The following is an 18,213-nucleotide window of genomic DNA, read 5'->3' as shown; positions in this document are numbered from 1 at the left end:
TTAAATAATGAAGAAAAACCTTGCATCAATATACGATCATATGAAATACGTAGAACGAATAGTCTTTGAGACTCACGTGAGATAGATATGTATGACTACTTCCAAAATTTTCACCTAGGTCTTAATCATTATGTCCAATCGAGTCAACATTTGTCAATATTTGAAATTACATGTAAAAGAAAAAATAATGAGGTGACGCTGTTTCTACCAAATTTTAATTAATGAGATGGACACGTCAAGTACACAAAAGGCTATCCGCCGGTTCCTTTCAGACCCGGTCGGATAGCCTTTTTGATTTGCTTGATAACCCGTTTACAAATTCAATATCTTCCGCGCAACCATCGCCAAGTCATCAATATCAACCTTACCGTCGCCTGTCACATCGGCTCGCTTCGTTTGCGCCCAGCCAGCATCCGTCTCGGATGCGCCGTAATTCGCCGCCACGATCGCAAGGTCGCCGATGCTGACGACGCCGTCTCCGTTTACATCTTCAGGCACGACCGGTCCTGCTGGGACGACTTCAATCGTTATCGATGCCAGAGCTGCAGCTGTCTCCGCTCCACGCGCATCACCAAGGATTGCCGATTCGACTCCGATGTTCCCGAGCGTTGCCGCTGACACTTGCTTCGCCCGGAATGTAAGCTTCAGTAAGTTCGCATCACCGGATACTGCATTCTCTGCGCCTGCACTCGCTGTGATGAAGCGAACCTGGCCCGGTTCTGGCTGGGAAGTCTCTAGCACTTGAAGCCCTTCACGATTCGGTTTCCCTTCCACAAACTCAAATCGACTTGCATCATAGCTTATTCGAATATCCTGCGCGAATACGGGATCCTTCACTTGTGAAAGTCCTAGTTGGACCTGCACTTCTTGCCCCGCCGTGACTTTCGCTGGAGCGCTTAACGTTGCACTCGTCTTCATCGCAACCGTCGTAAATGTGCTGCTATAGGCATCTATCCCCATTCCCCCGCTATTCTGTATGGCTCCCTTTGGAATCAAAATCGTATACTGAAGCTCAGGCGATAACTTGCTGCTCGGCTTCAGATGAAGCGTGCTGCCTTCGACCTTAATCACAACAGGTACCACCGTCTCTCCTTGCTTCAATTGAATCTGATCGAATGTCTGCCCTGGCTTCACTTCTTGATCGAACTGAATCGAGAGTTCTTGATTCAGTGGTACATCCTTAGCCTCGTTGGCAGGGGTCGATTGTACAACAATCGGTGCGGCAGCCGCTTGCTGGAGTTGGAATGCATGCGTCGATCCCTTCGAGCCTGCGGTTTGAATCTCTACTTTGAGCGATGGCGTCGTCTGAAGTACCGTAACGGTGCTATCCTTACTTGCTACGGTAAGGTCCGAGCGATTCCATTCCAGCGTGATCTTCGACTGCGTCTGTGTTGGGTCAGAGATACCGACGCTCCACGTGCTGCCTTCCTTGCGGAGCATAACCGAAGCTGGGCTTGATGCCGTCAGCTCACCCGATGTCCCTGCTTTCCAGAAATTCATTGCCGTCACGCCGAGCTTCGTCTCTTCCACCGCTTGAAGATCCCCGGTGTTACTGAGCACGCGAATATCGGGATTCTCGCTATAATGCTGTGTCTCTTGGGTATTCTTATTCGGAAGCAATGTATAGGCATAAGATGCATCCGTCGGGTTCGTCCCATGGCCAACAGCCAGTGAGAGATAATTGCGCGTTATGGATTCCGTATCCGTAAATTCGAGCTTCTGATTAATATCGGACCACGCATTTGTGCGTGCTTCCCGTGAACCTACAACATCCGTTGCTTGTGGAAAATAGTACCCGATATCAGAGCCTGCCACATTCCCTTGTAAATGCGCCCAGTGAACGCCGAGAACAGTCTCTTTCCAGCCTAGCGCCGCCGATTTCGATACCCCGTTGATCGTCAACGCGTTGTCCCCGCTAGCATTTAGTTTGCGATTCTCCACGATCGTCTCGACGGTACTCCCATCGGTCGCCTGAATCCCTGCGCCAAGCGCTACAATCTCGTCATCGAACATGAACCAAGATTTTTTGCCCCGGAGTGTACTGCCCCGTGGAGCCACATCCATCCCAACCGCTCCGTATTTTCCTTCCAATGACGATCCGCCTACCCAAGTCCGATCATTCGTACCGCTCGTTCGCGTCTTCCCGTCTGAGGTTACTCCAGGCAACCGATACGAATCCACCGTCGGCCAGAAGTCATCATTGAACTGCGCTAGATCTTGATTGTATAGATAGGTCATGCCATCGCCTGTATACCAAGCTTTCAGGTTCTCACTGTTCCCCGTCTCATAATTCGCGATACGCTTCGAAGTAAGACTGATGCCGAATCCAAACCCTGGACGCAAGTGTACCGCCCGATCCATCGCTGGGAACTGCTTATGCAGGACAAGCTCCTCTTTTGGCGTAACGCTCGTATCTTGCAAGAGAGATTTGACGAGCTGCATATCCGAAATTGGGAGTCCTGCTGTAAACGAAGATCCAGATTTACTAGACTCGATCCAATATTTTGCCATACGCTGGATCTTAGCCCCTTCCTCCGCTGGTGCAGCCTGAGATAATCGGAGCAAAATAACGACCGCCGCTTGCCCGATCGTATCGTCCTGCCAAGCTTTTCTCGAGATCGCTCTGCCGCGTACCATGTCCATCATGACACCTTTGTAAATCACCGGCTCGAAAGAATCTTGAATCCAGCGGTAAATATTACTCGTCCCTGGATCGGTCACTTCCCAGCTCGAACCTTTCAAAAGCACGAGCAGATCCGCTAGATGATCGATGAGCACGTACCCATAGCTGCCGGTGTAGGCGATATTGGAATGCTGAATGAAGGAACCGTCCTTATAGAACCCATCTCCCGAGGTCACATAGGCGAATACTTGCGAGAGGGCGTCACGGCCTTGCGCGACTTTGGTGCCATTTTTGCCAATGATGCCACGCAGTGCAACAATAAGTGACTTATCTACGCGGTTCGCGCCGGTCTCGATTAATGTCGGGGAATTCGTCCGTTTCGTCGGATCGAACACAAATTTATCGATGGCTTGGATATAATTCGCTAGCTGCGTCTCGGTTAAATCGCTATACATCAAGGCCATGAGATCGTTCAAGGTCATTGGCGAGCCAATCTCCCAGTCCCACCAATTGCCCCGTTCGGTTGCTTTCTCGTTGTATCGCTGAGCATACAGCCAATCGAGCGCATCAAGAATATCTTTACGAAGAAGTGGATCTTGATAATACTTGGAACCAACCGTCGCATAGGCGAGCGCCATGTCTTTCAATCGATTGTAGCCTGCCGTAATATCAGCCGAATATTGTGCTTGCGAAGACGGAGCATTCAGATCGCTCCACAAATACGTACGGTTCGCCGCCTTATTCAGCGTATCCCAATAGCCCGTCGTATCGGGGTTCTTCACCCTCGACTCCAGCGCACGAAGCGTTGCCGCGATATCTTGATCCGCCGGATCAAAAGCCGATCCTCCCGTCAATTTATTGCGCCACTTGGCGAGCAGCACCGGGAACATCGTATCGATGCGAATCGTTGCTTTGACTTCCGGACTTTCATTCCCATCGACACCCATAATCTTCGCATACACATCCGTCTCGCCTTGCTCCCGAACAGTGACGGAACCGGTATATTTTTGCCAAGTACCGTCCTTCTTCAGTTTATAGAGCAGCTCACGGATATTCCCTTCCGCAGCAGGGTCAACTTGCAGCGTAAAGGTCACTTCCTGATCACTCCAACCTTCTTGGCTTAATGCAATCGTTAAAGGCGAAGGACCGTAAACCTCGAATTCGAGGAGTGAGTATCCGTATTGCGTCGCCCGCTTCGTTCCGAGCATTCGGACATACCTCGCATTCTCTGTCTCGAACGTGATTTCATCTGTTCCCCCGTCACCTGTCGAGGTCACGAATACATCCTTCCACGTCCCGCCATCGTCCGAGACTTGAATTTTGTATCCGCTTCCATATGCAGCCTCCCAAAATAACTTCACCGTGTTAATCGACATCGACTTGCCTAAGTCCACGTAAATCCATTCCGCATCCGTCCGATTGCTCGACCAACGTGTAACCATGCTGCCATCAAATGCATTTGCAGTGTAAAATGTCGTCGTCCCCTCGACCGAAGAGGATACCGCTGTTTTTCCCTCCGCCATGTTGATCGTTCTGCCACCACTTACCGCACCGTATGCCGTCATCGAAGGGGTAATCGGCAGCATGGAACACATTAGACTTGCTGTCAATCCAAGTAACAGACTCCGTCGCCAGTTCACATGTAGACCTCCTATTCATTGGCTAAAATATTGATACGAGACAACACAAAAAAGACATGCGCAAGAAGAGTTGCCTCTTAAAGCTCATGCCTGCATGCAGTAACACGCTTAGGGCTTGATTCTACCCCTAACATAGATGATCTATATGCACTTCGCAATACATTCGACAAAGGTTCCTAAGGTTCTTAGAAATCTCTGTTAATCCACGACAAGTTCCATCCATAAAAAGGAAATACCATCTCGCTGTCGAATGTTCTTCGTCATATCCCATTGCATAAGGAGTCGACGATCGTGAGTAACAGCACAACGACTAACGTTATATATCAGCTTAAATCTCTTAATCCCATTTATATTTATTAATCTCTTGTTCTTCTGCTATCCAAAGTTTTGGTTAGGAGGATTTATTCTCCCTGAGGGTCTCGTTAGCATTCCTATTTTGGTCTTTCTAATCGGTTCGTTTTGTTCATTCCTGTTCAGACTCCATCGCTACATCCCGATCTGGGTTATTCTATTAGATTGGTTATTATTATCCATACTAAGCGTAGTATATCTTTTGAGTGTAACGGATTTCTTCCTTAACCTCGAACGAACGCGATGAATCTACAAATAAAAGCGCAAATGCCGTTTACGGCGTTTGCGCTTTTATCTCTTTACACCTTCCGACCCTCCGGCTTATGCTCCGGCTGCTCATGCACCACGCTGCCATCCGTCTGGCGAATCCAAGTCTCGAACTGCTTCTCGCCTTGCTTCAGTCGAATCACACGTGCGCCTGTCGGCACGAGGTCATGACGCACCCCGTCCACGAAACTCACATAGCGTGTCGAACGGCCGTAACAAAGACGAATCCCGTGCAGTTCTCCCCAGAAATCATTGCCATGATCGTGACCTACGAATGTCCCCATCACATCGCCCATATCGACCATCGCAGAGAACATGCCCGAATTGATATTCGGTGCCGAGCACCAGTTATCGAATCGATGTCCATAGCAGGTATGGAAATCCCACAGGTCGTTGTATTCCGGGAGCGGAATATGGAAGAACGCAAGGGCAGGCAGCGGTTCGCCGCCGTTCCGTGCGGTCAGCTCACTTGATCTGCCGGTGTACCAATCGATTTGGCTTCGACGGATCCAGTCGTAACCGCCAACCCGATGGCCTTGCTGAGCATAGTCACCGCTATCGAAGAAATAGAGCGCCGCTGCTGTATGATCATCTTCATCTGTCACGTGAACGACGAAGTTCCCTGCACCCTCTACACCTTCAGGATCTTCTTCCGCTACGTTGTGCGCATACTGCAATTGCAGGTCATGCATTTGCTTCCGAGGCACTACGCCTTCCGAATCATGATTGCCGAACACCGCGGCCCACGGAATCCCGCGCGCTTCTACAGCTTCAACCGCACGGCGGAACGATTCGAGCGGATCTCTTGCCCGGTTGCTCGCCACCACATCCCCAGCGAATACGACAAGGTCCGGCTTCTCTGCATCCATGACACGCTCCATTAAAGCTTTCGTCTTGGCATCATAGAGAGGTGTCTCCGGGTCATAATCAAATTCATCTAGAATTTCCACATCCGAAAATTGCACAATGACAAACGAACTATCTTCACGAAACTTGAGTTGTTTCTTCATCTTTCGATTCCCCTTTGTCAGCCTATCCTCACCGATAGACAGCTGCATATTGATAGGTTCCTGAATCTTCCATGTCAATCCAAATATAGCATATGCGGCACAGATGCGGTGATGTTTCTGAACCTCTCTACGATTTCTCCACCGGAGATTCAAGATCCAAGGACGAAATGACCGTGGCATTAAATTGACTTAGACTCATCTGCATCCGCTTCTTGAACATGCGACTGAACGAATGCAGGTCCGCATAGCCGACTAGATTGGCAATCTCGGTGATGGTTAGATCCGTCTGGATCGCTAACTGTTTGGCCTTCTCGATGCGGATCGAAGCGAGATAATCCGCTGGCGTGGAGCCGTAACATTTGCGAAATTGACGAATGATATAGTTCCTGCTAAGTCCCGTGATCGCACTTAATGTATCCAACCGAATCGCCTGCCGATAATTTTCTTTCATATAATTGCAGATTTGCACCATCTTCGCATTCACTTTCGTCGTACTTGCGGTTGGCGCTTCGAGCGCAGGACGATTCTGAGCGAATTGATAGATGATTTGAAGCAGCAGCCCTTGCGCCAGCATATTGCTGGACAGGTGATGCTTCTTAATCGCATGAATGAGTGATATGAACATCCCATGCAGAGACCCGTTCTCATCATTGCCCAGATAAGGGCCTCTACCCAGAATGGTCTCCAGCGGCGACTCCCATCGTCCAAAATGAAAGGTGACAGTTATCCCGGTAAACGGGTCCGCTGGGCAAGGATGCTGTGAAAGAATCGCATTCGGCGGAATGAGATAGACATCCCCTTTTCGCATCACATAGGTGTTACCGTCCACGATATTCTCCGCCATCCCCGCAACACCGTACAGAAGCTGGTACTGCTTAAACCCTTGGGGTGCCATGAACCAGCTCTTCGGAGACTTGAACATCCGAGCGAGTGTAATATAAGGCGGATAATAGAATTGATTACGCAGCAATGGAAGTGTCTCTTCTGGACTAAGGCTAGGCAGCTGATCCAGCATGAAGTGTCATTCCTTTCTCTACTTGATTCGAGAGAAAAACCCCAGCAACGTGGTGAATATTGCTGAGGCTTACGCTCGGATTCTTCTATTCGACCAAGCCCGTTCTTTCCACACTTTCGATAAAATAACGCTGTGCGAATAAATAGATCAGCACGGGCGGCAGGATCGTCAAGAAACTAGCACCCATCTTAATCGGCTCCGCCATATATTCCGGGAATCCCCCGTTCTGAATAAATTGCCCCAAGGCTGTATCGATGAAGGTCATCTTCATCGCAAGCGGCATATCGCCGGTCGGACTGAGGAACATCCGCGGATAATAGGTGTCATTCCACGTCCACACGAAGGAGAACAGGAAGACGACCAAGATCGCTGGTCTTGCGAGCGGGAACATCACGCGGAAGTAGAATTTTAGCGCCGTCGCCCCGTCAATTCTCGCAGCCTCTTCAAGCGATTTCGAATGCGTCATGAAGAACTGTCTGAAGATGACGACGAACAAGGCGCCTTTGACCCCAAACCCGAAGATTGACGGTAAAATCAGTGTAATGAGATGACCGTTTAAGCCTAATTTGGTATAGACCATAATCGTCGGCAGAATGATAACCTGCGGTGGAATAATGAACGCAAGCATCAATAGGAAGAAGATCGTTCGTTTGAACGGTACATCTAATCGAGCGAGCGCATATCCCGCCAATCCGCAGGAGATACAATGTAACACGGCTACACTCACGGCGATGAACAAGCTGATCATTAATGAATTCTCATAATTCAGCAGCTTCCACGCCTCTGCCACATGACCCAAATAAATGGAGGATGGCACCCATGTTACTGTCGGATCTACGAGATCCTTCACATTCATGACCATCTTCACGAGCATCTTCAGCATCGGATTCATGTAAATATATGAAGTAATGATAAGGACTGCGTACAAGATCAGCTTAAATACAAGCCCTTGGTTAATCTCTTTCCCGAGCACCAAATTACGTGCTTGCCTGATCCGTCGCTTTGTTAGAAATCGACGACCCTTCACATCGGATAATATGGTCCGCATCTGCGATTCCCTCCCCTCTAGACGTAATTTTTAGCATGTCTACGATTCATGATCGAATAGATCAATATCACAAGCCCCAAGAAAATGATGATAATGAAGAAATAGATCCAGGCCAGTGCGCTGTTAAACCCGTAATTCCCTGTGTTCACCAGCTCAATGACCGGATTGGATGGGAAGGTGAACATGTCGACCACGGTATAGATCAAGTTAAGCAGAATAAACGGCGACATCGCAGGAAGCGTAATTTTCCAGAAGACTTCCCACGGGGTTGCCCCGTCAATTCGTGCCGATTCATACGCCGAGGTGGAGATGGTCTGCAGCCCGGCGAGGAAGATCAGAATCTGAACTCCCGAGTACCACAAGACGAGTACAAAGTGATTCAGAACCTCCTTCACCGGCTTCGCCCAAGAGCTGTCCCCGAGGAAGGTATCGAGATAGCCGCCAAGTTCGAACCGCTCCAGGAACCCGAGGTTCCCCTCCCCCTGGTTAATAAACTGCAGCAGTACCGCGCCGGTCGAGAAGATTACTGGCAGGAAGAAAATTGCGCGGAACAGGAATCTACCGTACAGCTTCTGATTGAGTAGAATCGAGATCATCAGTGCAAAAATAACAATCACCGGTACCATAAGCACTACTTCTTGAAAATAAGGGATCAACTTATCATAAAGCGCGGAACTGTTCAGGATAATCTCGCGGTAGAATTTCAGACCGACAAAATCATAGGCGACCTTATTCGGTAGAATCTTAACTGTATGAAAGCTCATGTACAACGAGAAAAGAAGCGGAAACCCTAAGAACGCGATAAATCCAATCACCCAAGGGGCTATAAACAGCGTCCCTTCGAGCCTCCGTAAAGACCGAGCGGTAAGCACGCGTTTTCGACTCATTCCATCACGCACCTCCCTTAATAACAATAAAGTCTCTCGCCTTCACCACATGCTGTGTGTCCAGGTTGTACGGCGTCTCATTGTAGTTGACAATAATGCGCTTGCCATGCGCGTATGTCGTCTCAAACACCCCATGCGCTAACTCGCGATGATTCACGATGAACTCGCCTTGGACATCACCCAGCGCTTCCGTATAACGCTGATATTGCGATACGATTTCTTGAATCCAATCTTTATAATACGTGCTGTAGAATCGATCCAAATGAAGGGACTTGAGCAGCTCCTGCGGTTTGGCATACGTGACGATGTAAGATGGCACCGCCCCGTACTCGATTCCTTTCAAGAAACTCTCCTCATAATCATCACTTAAATTGGCATAGTCAAATGAGTAAGTAACGAGACCATGCAGAACCATCTGTGCAAAAGGAATCGCGCGATCCACGAACAGATCATAAGAGTTACTCGCGAACATATTGTGCATATGATTCACATACGGCAAGGTATACAAATTCCCATCCGCGACTTGCACGTTCCCGAGCGACTGCTTCGTCTGATTCATGATCTCCTGCTGAATGTGCATCGATTCCTCTCTTGATACCTTGTGATTCTCGTTATAGTCGGTATTTAACTGATTGCCGACCCCTTGACCGTACATATAACCGTCCACCATCAGATCTTTCGCGTCCTGCAAATCATCCTGTATCACCTTCTGCATGAATTTCGGACTGACGAACGTCGTACGCTGATCATCCCAAGAATTGAATTCGATGACGGATGAACCAAGGTCCCGAAGTCCATCCCGCTTCACGCGAAAGCCGTCTTTGCCGGTATTGTTGAACGTATACGATGAGGCGTCCAAATAAACCGGAAACCCGCTCGTATGGGCAAAATCAATGAATTGCTGCATGCCTTCATTCCCGCCAATCTTCGAACCGACCGGGAACGCCCCTCCGAATTTGCTAAACCCGCCATTCTGCCAGCCCAAGTAAGTAATGGACATGTCATCGACGCCGAGTGCACCGAGCTCCTGCACAATTTCTTTGGCCTCTGCGGTTGTCGTAAGAGGCAGGTAGGAGTCCCATAAGAAGCCTATCTCCGTGTCAGCCCCTAGGACATGGAGCTGAAGCTTCATGTCTGCATTCTTGCCTTGAAGCGGCTTCAGTCCCTGTTCATCGATCAAATATTGACGATACCGATCTGCCATCTGCGCATAATCAACCTCAGGCTGATCGATAAAGTAATACCTGACAGAACGATCAGACTTCGTTATTTCTTTGCTGTACATCAGATAACCGTTCTTCTTCTTCGTATCGGTTGGTTGGAAGAACTTGAAGCGATATTCGAATTCTGCCGTCGCCCAATTGTATTGACTGAATGACCCGGAAGGCGCAGCGACAACGTTCGCATAGTCGTCCCCTTCACGGATGACACCAACCATCGCCTGGTTCGCTGACTTGATGCCGAAGACCGGCATTTTGATCGCTTTGCGTTCGGACATGATATTGCGGTTGCTATATGCCCAGTCATCGCCATATACGCGTTCCGTGTACAAGTTCTGGGTGCCTGCACGATATTTCTTGAAATCGATTAAAGCTCCTGAGCCATCTGGAATGAGCAGAAACCCATCCTCCTCATCCGAAGTCTGCGCCCCAAGGAAAGGGAAGAGACGAATCGATACGAGCCTAGCCAGCGGATCTTTTTTCTTCGTCTTCAATTCTTCCGCGGTGTATACCCTCTCGTCCTTCAATCCTTCGGATAGCACCTTCGTCTCAACAAAATCATCTCCGAGGGTGACTTCCACGGGAATCGAGAAGCCAAGCTCTGGGAGCTCATATTGAATTTTGAAGCCGTGCTCTGTCACCTCAAATTGCGAGACCGTTCCCTTCTGTGCAATGAGGTTCGACTCTTTGAGCAAGTCTTTCCGAATATTGAATTCAACATAACGGAACATGAAGGGCGATGCGAGATGGTCCTTCCAGGCTGCCGTGTTAGACTTTTCCTTCCAATTCTTCGGATTCGGGAAGGAACGCCATACATCTCCCGTCTGCTTATTCACCACGAGGAAATGGCCTGTACTCGCATCGACCTTTAACTGTAATCGCTGATTCTCTACCAAGGGCTTGAATGTACGTTCATCTGGCAACCCACTCGCAACTGGGGTACCAGCAGCGGCGACCTTCACGCTGGCCGGCTTCACCTTCGCTTGTTGCGCTGTTGATGGCTCGCTAGACTGTTCAGCCGATTGTTGCTTAGATTGCGAATCTGAGCCCGATGCTGCGAAAATAAACCCGACAATCGTTAATACAGATATGATGCATGCAGTCACCGATAGCAGTAATTTCTTCGAACGAAATAATCGCATCACATCGATACCTCCTGATAAATCGTATAGATGAAGTTGCTGAACTCGGAAGACAGGCCGACCAGAATGAAGATCATAATCCACAGAATCATCATGGTCACTCCGGTGAGCAGAATGTTGACGACCGTCTCTCCCACACCATAATTCTGCATCGCCTGGATATTCCAGAAGAACAGCAGCCCACTCCAGAGCAGCATCGCCCATTCAATCGAATGATAAATGGATGCTTCGCTGAGCGTAAGCCCGTTCGAGATCAACGCCAGCGGTAGGCCGAACAATACAACAGGGAACAGCGCATAAGAGCTGCCCATGAATACGTCCTTGAACCTTGCCTCTCCTTGCCGAATGGAACCGATCAAATAGTTGCAGACGACCCAAGACAGCCAGACCGACATGAAGATGATCAGCATCGAGCTGGCACCTTTCTCATAATCCGGGACTGGATTGAATGTAAAGCTGGAGTAGAACGTCTTCACCAGAATCATGACAAGCGTCAGGATGAGCAAGATCAAGGCACTGATATAACTGCCTTTTTGCCGATACCTAAGATCGCCGAAGCCATCAATCGGGTGTTTCAGAATATAGAACACATGCTTGAATTGCTGATACCAGCGCTGCCGATCGAGCAGGGTCGTCTTCGGTAGAATCCTGAATTTATACTTCCGCTTCAAAAGTCCGAGAATCCAGATCAAGACGGCCAGCACAATGAGTACATTCGCAAAGATCGAGAAATTCTTCTGGAACCACACGAGTCGCAGCTGCCAGAAGGAATCGGAGAATCCACCCTCATCCCCAGCGAGCTTGAACATGTCACGCGCTAACTCATAGTCCTCACGATAGAAGGCCGCTTGCGCAATCCCTTGAAAAGCAGGGGAGAAATGCGCATTTAATTTCAGCACCTTGGTCCAATATTTCTCGCCTTCAAGATACTTGCCATCCTGCATGAACTTGTATGCCGCCTGTACCGTCGATCCAAATTCCGTCGGCTTATATACTTGTACGAGATTGAGCGCTTCATCCAGAATGAACACTTCGTTCCGAGAATTGGTCGCGACAGCCGTTGGTGCTTTGGTTAACCCGATTAATGAATTTCCCGTTGTTGAACTGCCACTCCAATAGAACAACAATTCGCCATTCTCGTCATATTGCGAAATGATGTTACGTGACTTATCGATCATCAGAATATTCCCGTTCTGATCGACGGAAACATCGGTTAACTGCGGCTCAATCTGTTCACTGCTAGTACGCCGATATGCCTTATTTTTATCAAAATCGATATCCTTCTCTTTCCATAAATCTTCGCCACGAATGTTCAACTTCTTCACTTGCTCCGATTTGGAACCCGAGACGGTATAAATAAAGCCTTGGTCGTCAATTTCAATGTTACGGATCGTAACGGGAAGTAATCGAACTTGTCGACTCAGCTGCTCCTTCGTATAGAACTGTCTACGGATTTTGTCCATCAGATTGACTTCCGTTTTGTTCGTTCCGAAGAACTTGAGGAAATTGCCCTCCGGATCGAATTCGATAATACCGTTGTAGCTCCCTTTCGATACCACATAGATGAATCCGCGCTTATCAACGACCATATTCGTCGGTTCATACACAAATTGATCATTCATGAAGCTCGACTTCGGCCGCTTCAACTCTTGAACGAGCCGACCTCCCTTATCCGTGTGCACGACTCGTTTATTGCCGGTATCCGCAATGAAGAGGTCCCCATTTTCGGTCACAAATACCCCCTGCGGCTGATTCAACGGACTCTCTGGCAGCGTAATGATCCGTATCAGCTCTCCGCTCGGATCCAAATGAATAATTCGATTGTTATCTGTATCGGCGATATAGATATGGTCCTGACGATCAATGAACAAGTCTTGAGGTCTTTGCAAGGGCGTATAGCTGACCTCGCCTTGCTGGTTCAGCGTAGGGATATCCCTTGCGATGACGCCTTTCGGTGCATAGGCAGGTTGGGTCATAATCGTACGACCATAGCTATCCTTCGTAAATGTTCGATACGGCACATCCGCGAATGCAGCTGTTGGAAATAGCGTTATCGTCATCAAGCAAACGAACCAAATCGCAAACTTCCGCCTGCTGTGATTGTTTTTCATGTCGGAACCCCCTTCTCCTATCGCTTATTTAATCCCCGAATGCGCCATCGTTGTAATGACCTTCCGTTGGGAGACTAAGAACACAAGCAAGGATGGAATGAACATAATCAATGCACCAGCCGCCGCCGCTCCTTGCCTTGCTACCGAATTAGCTAAGTTCGACGTTAACGTCCCCATATAGAAAGGAAGTGTCTTCATTGCATCATCCTGCATGAATAAGGTTGAAGTCTCTGCATTTCCCCAAGCCGATTGGAATGCCAGGATCGTGATTGTAGCCATTGCTGGCGACACAATTGGAATAACGATGCGCAGGAAAATGAAAAATTCCGATGCGCCGTCAATTTTGGCTGCTTCGATTAATTCATTCGGAACTTGATCCATGAACTGCTTCAGGAGGAATACCCCGACAGGCATCGCGATCATCGGCAGCACATGCCCCCAATAGGTATTCATAATCCCAAGGCTCTGCACGACGACGAATCGAGGGATCGCAATCGCTTCCGTCGCGAATAAGAGCGAGGTCAGCACCAAGCCGAAGACGATTTTAGAACCCGGAAATTTATGTTTGGCAAGCGGATAGGCGCACATCGCTCCGAAGATTACCATTCCAAGTGTAGCTAAGAACGTCACGACGATACTGTTGAAGATATATCTCGCGACAGGCACAACCGTCGATTCCGTCAAGGCAAGCAGCTCCGAGAAGTTCTGGATGGTCGGTTCTCTCACCACGAATGTCGGAGGGAATAAGAACAATTCATGCAGCGGCTTGAACGCATGGTTAAAGATATAGAAGAGCGGCAGCAGCATGAAGATAGCCAGTGGGGTTAAGCCGATCGCAATCCCAATCTGTGTTCGGTCCACCTGCCGGACTGCGAAGACAAAATCCTGCCATTTCGCAGACCACGTCCGCTTGGTCGTCATCATTTGGATCTCTTGCATCATTCATCCTCCTTCGGTCCGAACAACTTCCAGAACAGCTTGCTCAGCAGGAAGCACATGATGAGCAGCACGATGGAAATGGCGCTGGCGTAACCCAGTTCAAAACGTATAAAGCCGAAGTCCCCGATGTGATCAATCATAAGCTGTCCAGCATAGTTCGGTGTTGGATTGCTTCCCGTCAGCGTCGAGCCTAGGCCTCCCGATTTGAGTGTATGAACGATCGACATGATGGCTGCGAACAGCATCTGCGGCTTCATCATCGGGATCGTGATGTACCACACTTCCTGCAATCGACTCGAAATGCCGTCGATTCTCCCGGCTTCATACAATTGTTTATCTACATTAAGAATACCCGCCAGGATCGCGAGGAAGCCGATCCCCATACTGGACCAGATCGAGATCACGATCATAATATTGAGCAAATAATCCTTATCGATCAGGAAGTATACCGGCTTATCAATGAGTCCCCATTTGAGCAGGAAGCTATTGATATAACCGGATCGATCGCCCGTGAACATTACCGTCCATACAACCGTCATCGCTACCCCTGCGGATAAAGAAGGAGCATACATGGCTAAGGCATACCAGGTTCTGAGCGTAGATGGCAATTGAGCGATTAACCACGCCAGAACAAAGGCGAAGATGTAACCGATCGGGCCGACGAACAACGCAAATTTAAATGAGTTAGGCAGGACATGCTGCAAAAATACGATATCCTGCGAGAAGAGATTCTGGTAGTTCATCCATCCTCTCCACGTTGGGAACTCAATCGCGTTGAAGTATGTGAAGCTGAGCAGGACGCCGGCAACGACTGGGATCAGGATGAAAATCACGAACAACACAAGGAATGGAAGGATAAACAAATAGGACAGCCGGAACTTCCATATTTCACTTAATAAATAACGCAGCTTCTGCGATAATTTGCTCTTCGTCTCGCCAAGTCCAGCCGGTGCTGGACTTGGATGATCAGAAAGGATCGGTGTTCTAGTCGACATTTACTTCCGCTCCCTTCCATGGTTCCGTCACTGTGGGAAGATCTAGTTTCTTGATGATATTGCCGTCGCTATCGATGAAGTTGAATTCCTGCTGCTTGCGCTTCAGTTCCCGATTGATTTCTTTAATCCCTTTCTCCAGGGATATTCGTACATTCTCACCGTCAATCGTGACGCGGTTCCAAGCAAATCCGAGCTCTCGCAGCGTCATATATCCACCAGGAACGTTCGGAATATCTTTAATCCATTTCCACTGTTCAAGAATGGCCTGCAAATCTTCCGTCTTCCATGGCATATTGACAAAAGCATTCACGTTCGCTGAATTCCACCGGAACGCCTCGCCGCGGTATTGCTCCAGATTCAGACCATACTCGGTCTGGATCTCATCCGACATGTACCACTCAAGGAACTTCCATGCCAAGGTTTGTTTTTCTTTGGGCGTATCGTTGAATAAGACACTGGCGGTTGGGGTAATGCCTGAACCCCCAGACCATCTTGCAATTGTCCCATCTGCTTGCTTCGTACCTGGAATCGGCGCGATGCCCCATTCGTTCAATATTTCCGGAGCAGCGACGAGCAATTGCATGTATTGGTTGAAATCGGCTATGCCAATCGGCAATGTTCCATCTCTGAACTGGTTGTAGAAGCTGGCAACTTGGCGTTCTAATCCATACACATTGAATAGATCCGTCCACTTCTTGAACGCTTCGAAAGCCTGCGGCTCGCCGAGTGCGGTCGATAGCCCATCCTGCTTATAGAGCTCTACCCCGTTCTGGAAGAACAGATAGGAGAAGTCTGCCGGATCGACATAGAAGTTACTCTCGTTCTGGAGTAGCGTTGGAAGCATCGCATAGACGTCATCCCATGTGTTCGGAACGGTGAGCCCAAGCTGCTTCAGAATATCTTTGCGATAGAACAGCACTTTGAAGTTGGTCGTCTCCGGAATCCCGTAGACCCCGCCGTCATAGCGGTATGGAAGCATCGCCCCTGGATGGAAGCTGGAGACAAGCTTATCGGCCCCCGGCATCGTATTCAGATCAAGCGCTGCGTGACGCAAGGCCAAATCGAAGATCGAAGTATTCGATACCCCGATAGCAACATCCGGGAGGATGCCCGCTGCTTTACCAAGAACGAGCAGGTCTGCCGATTGGATAAGATTCACCTTCACGCGAATACCAGACTCCGGTGTGAATTTCTCGTCTGCAAGCTGCTGCATCTCATCTACGTAATCTCGTCCTTTGAACATCCAGACGTTAAGTTCTTGATCATTCTGTTTACTTATCTGGTTATCCGCTGTGAACGAGTAGTATAGCGATGCGAACATGCCGCCTACTTTCTCGAAGAACCCCGCTTCCATGCGTGGCAATTCCGCCTCAAGCGGTGCAATATACAGCTTATCGATTTGTAATTGACTATCCATCAATTGCGACCGCTGCGACTCCAGCTTCTCTTGCAGTGATCCAATGGTTAGTTGGCTGTATGGAATTTCGTTCGGTTTATCGAGCAGATCCTTCAGATCCTGCACCGATGTTCGGAACGTCTGCGACACACTATTGGTCTCATGATTGATCTGATCCATCTGTGCGGTTAGCACTTCGAATTGCTGCTTCAGCCGCTGCAAGCGATCGGTGATACCCGGAATATCCCGTGCGACATCCCATACCCGATATTCATCTTCACTGTTGCCTGTAGCAATGCGAATTTCCTGCGAAATATCTCGAATTTCCGCGGACATTTGATCGATTAGGGCAAGCATCGGTACATAAGGCTCATAGCCTGCTTCAAGCTTGATCGCGTGTTTACCTTTCGTCAGATAGAACGTGAACGGCTTATTTTCTTCTTGCTCGAGCGTAGCCCCATACCAATCCGAGTGATAGGCGAAGGGATAGTTCGTGAGCTCCTTGAATGGAATCTGACCGTCGATGGAGATCGTTCGAAATGCTGACAGGTTTTTGCGGAAGTTCTGTTTGACGCGGAAAGCGATCTTGTAGAGGCCATCTTCCGGCACATCGAAATCCCATGATACCGCTTGCCCTCCTTTGTACCAGACCGTTCCGCCGATTGTATTAAAGCTCACGAGGTCTAATGACTTCGGCGTTGTTAATGGACTTCGGTCATATTGCGTTTGAATGGATGAAGAGTTTTTGGTTGTGAAGTTCTCAGCTTCAAGTGCGATGATGTTCTGCGCGGTCGTTGCTCTGGATGGGTATGCTTTACTTACCTCTTCGTAAGATGGAAGGGTTGAAGGCGCTTGCAAACGGATCGATTTCAAGGCCATCGGCTGACGAAGCACCGAGATGCGAATCGTATTTTTCCCCTTCTGCAAATGCCATAAGAGTGGAGTTGCATAAGCATTCTGGGAATCCCGTATCACCTTGCTCTTCCAGCCTGTGATCTCGTTCAGCAGCGAACGCAGCTGATTCCCGTCTGCATCGAACTTCTCCGGCTTCTGGTCGACGAATTCACGTTCGAGTGAGATCGAGTGCGCTTCCCGATAAGGGAATTTGCCATTGAGCTGGACTGTCATCATGACTGGCTGCTTGCTGCCGCCATCTTCCTCCGTGAATGGGAAGTACTCGGCTGCCATTTCGTAGAGACCTTCCTGCGCCACATCCACTTCATACTCGATCCAGCCTCTTGGCTTAGACCACAGCAGTACATCATTCTCCCCTTGATAGGAGCCGATCTGAATGGACGCATCTGGCGATTGGTTCGCAATCGATTTCAAATTGATTGATATTTCCTTTGTTCCCGCTGGAACCTGATCTTTCTCCCATTGCTTCTTCACTTCATAGAAGTAAGGATCATGTGAAAGGCTATTGCTCATGATTTCTGAGGGGTCGGCTTGTGCTTGTTCTCCGTCCGAATGACGCGGAAAACCTGCTACACCAAGTACAGCCACAGAAAGAATCATGATGATCAAGGGGTAGCTAACAACCTTGTACCATCGTTTTGCCATCTGTCTCCC

General features: G+C 48.9%; 10 protein-coding genes. All 10 read right to left on the bottom strand.

The window, feature by feature from the left end; all coding sequences use genetic code 11:
- Positions 1–312 precede the first annotated feature (312 nt).
- A complete protein-coding gene (locus tag C558_RS32625; protein ID WP_018757468.1) occupies positions 313–4,263 on the bottom strand; it encodes a polysaccharide lyase family 8 super-sandwich domain-containing protein in 3,951 nt (1,316 codons plus the stop codon).
- 650 nt (positions 4,264–4,913) lie between these two features.
- On the bottom strand, positions 4,914–5,891 hold the full coding sequence (locus C558_RS0116875; protein ID WP_018757467.1) for a metallophosphoesterase family protein: 978 nt from the start codon (positions 5,889–5,891) through the stop codon (positions 4,914–4,916).
- 127 nt (positions 5,892–6,018) lie between these two features.
- Complete coding sequence (locus C558_RS0116870) at positions 6,019–6,906, bottom strand: AraC family transcriptional regulator (protein WP_018757466.1); 888 nt, start codon at positions 6,904–6,906, stop codon at positions 6,019–6,021.
- An 85-nt stretch (positions 6,907–6,991) separates the two neighbouring features.
- Entirely contained in the window at positions 6,992–7,954 is a 963-nt protein-coding gene (locus C558_RS0116865) for a carbohydrate ABC transporter permease (RefSeq protein WP_018757465.1), read from the bottom strand.
- Positions 7,955–7,971: 17 nt separating this feature from the next.
- Complete coding sequence (locus tag C558_RS0116860) at positions 7,972–8,841, bottom strand: carbohydrate ABC transporter permease (protein WP_018757464.1); 870 nt, start codon at positions 8,839–8,841, stop codon at positions 7,972–7,974.
- A gap of 4 nt (positions 8,842–8,845) precedes the next feature.
- Positions 8,846–11,203: a DUF5696 domain-containing protein gene (locus C558_RS0116855; RefSeq protein WP_018757463.1), complete on the bottom strand. Its 2,358-nt coding sequence runs from the start codon at positions 11,201–11,203 to the stop codon at positions 8,846–8,848.
- Entirely contained in the window at positions 11,203–13,314 is a 2,112-nt protein-coding gene (locus C558_RS0116850) for a YIP1 family protein (protein ID WP_018757462.1), read from the bottom strand. Before C558_RS0116850 ends, C558_RS0116855 begins: the two co-directional genes overlap by 1 nt.
- Positions 13,315–13,338: 24 nt before the next feature.
- Positions 13,339–14,253: a carbohydrate ABC transporter permease gene (locus C558_RS0116845; protein WP_018757461.1), complete on the bottom strand. Its 915-nt coding sequence runs from the start codon at positions 14,251–14,253 to the stop codon at positions 13,339–13,341.
- Positions 14,253–15,248 (bottom strand): carbohydrate ABC transporter permease, encoded by a 996-nt coding sequence (locus C558_RS0116840; protein ID WP_018757460.1) that lies wholly within the window; start codon positions 15,246–15,248, stop codon positions 14,253–14,255. The genes C558_RS0116845 and C558_RS0116840 overlap by 1 nt, the downstream gene beginning before the upstream one ends.
- Positions 15,238–18,204, bottom strand: a complete 2,967-nt coding sequence (locus C558_RS0116835) for an extracellular solute-binding protein (RefSeq protein ID WP_018757459.1) — start codon at positions 18,202–18,204, stop codon at positions 15,238–15,240. Before C558_RS0116835 ends, C558_RS0116840 begins: the two co-directional genes overlap by 11 nt.
- Positions 18,205–18,213 lie beyond the last annotated feature (9 nt).

Source organism: Paenibacillus terrigena DSM 21567 (assembly GCF_000374845.1).
In the GTDB taxonomy this organism is placed as follows: Bacteria; Bacillota; Bacilli; order Paenibacillales; family Paenibacillaceae; genus Paenibacillus_K; species Paenibacillus_K terrigena.
Note: the sequence above shows the minus strand (reverse complement) of the source record. Positions and strands in the feature narration are given on the sequence as shown.

Coding starts and splice junctions, on each gene's coding strand:
- C558_RS0116875 (WP_018757467.1), bottom strand. CDS start 5,891: ATGAAGAAACAACTCAAGTTTCGTGAAGATAGTTCGTTTGTCATTGTG.
- C558_RS0116870 (WP_018757466.1), bottom strand. CDS start 6,906: ATGCTGGATCAGCTGCCTAGCCTTAGTCCAGAAGAGACACTTCCATTG.
- C558_RS0116865 (WP_018757465.1), bottom strand. CDS start 7,954: ATGCGGACCATATTATCCGATGTGAAGGGTCGTCGATTTCTAACAAAG.
- C558_RS0116860 (WP_018757464.1), bottom strand. CDS start 8,841: ATGAGTCGAAAACGCGTGCTTACCGCTCGGTCTTTACGGAGGCTCGAA.
- C558_RS0116855 (WP_018757463.1), bottom strand. CDS start 11,203: ATGCGATTATTTCGTTCGAAGAAATTACTGCTATCGGTGACTGCATGC.
- C558_RS0116850 (WP_018757462.1), bottom strand. CDS start 13,314: ATGAAAAACAATCACAGCAGGCGGAAGTTTGCGATTTGGTTCGTTTGC.
- C558_RS0116845 (WP_018757461.1), bottom strand. CDS start 14,253: ATGCAAGAGATCCAAATGATGACGACCAAGCGGACGTGGTCTGCGAAA.
- C558_RS0116840 (WP_018757460.1), bottom strand. CDS start 15,248: ATGTCGACTAGAACACCGATCCTTTCTGATCATCCAAGTCCAGCACCG.
- C558_RS0116835 (WP_018757459.1), bottom strand. CDS start 18,204: ATGGCAAAACGATGGTACAAGGTTGTTAGCTACCCCTTGATCATCATG.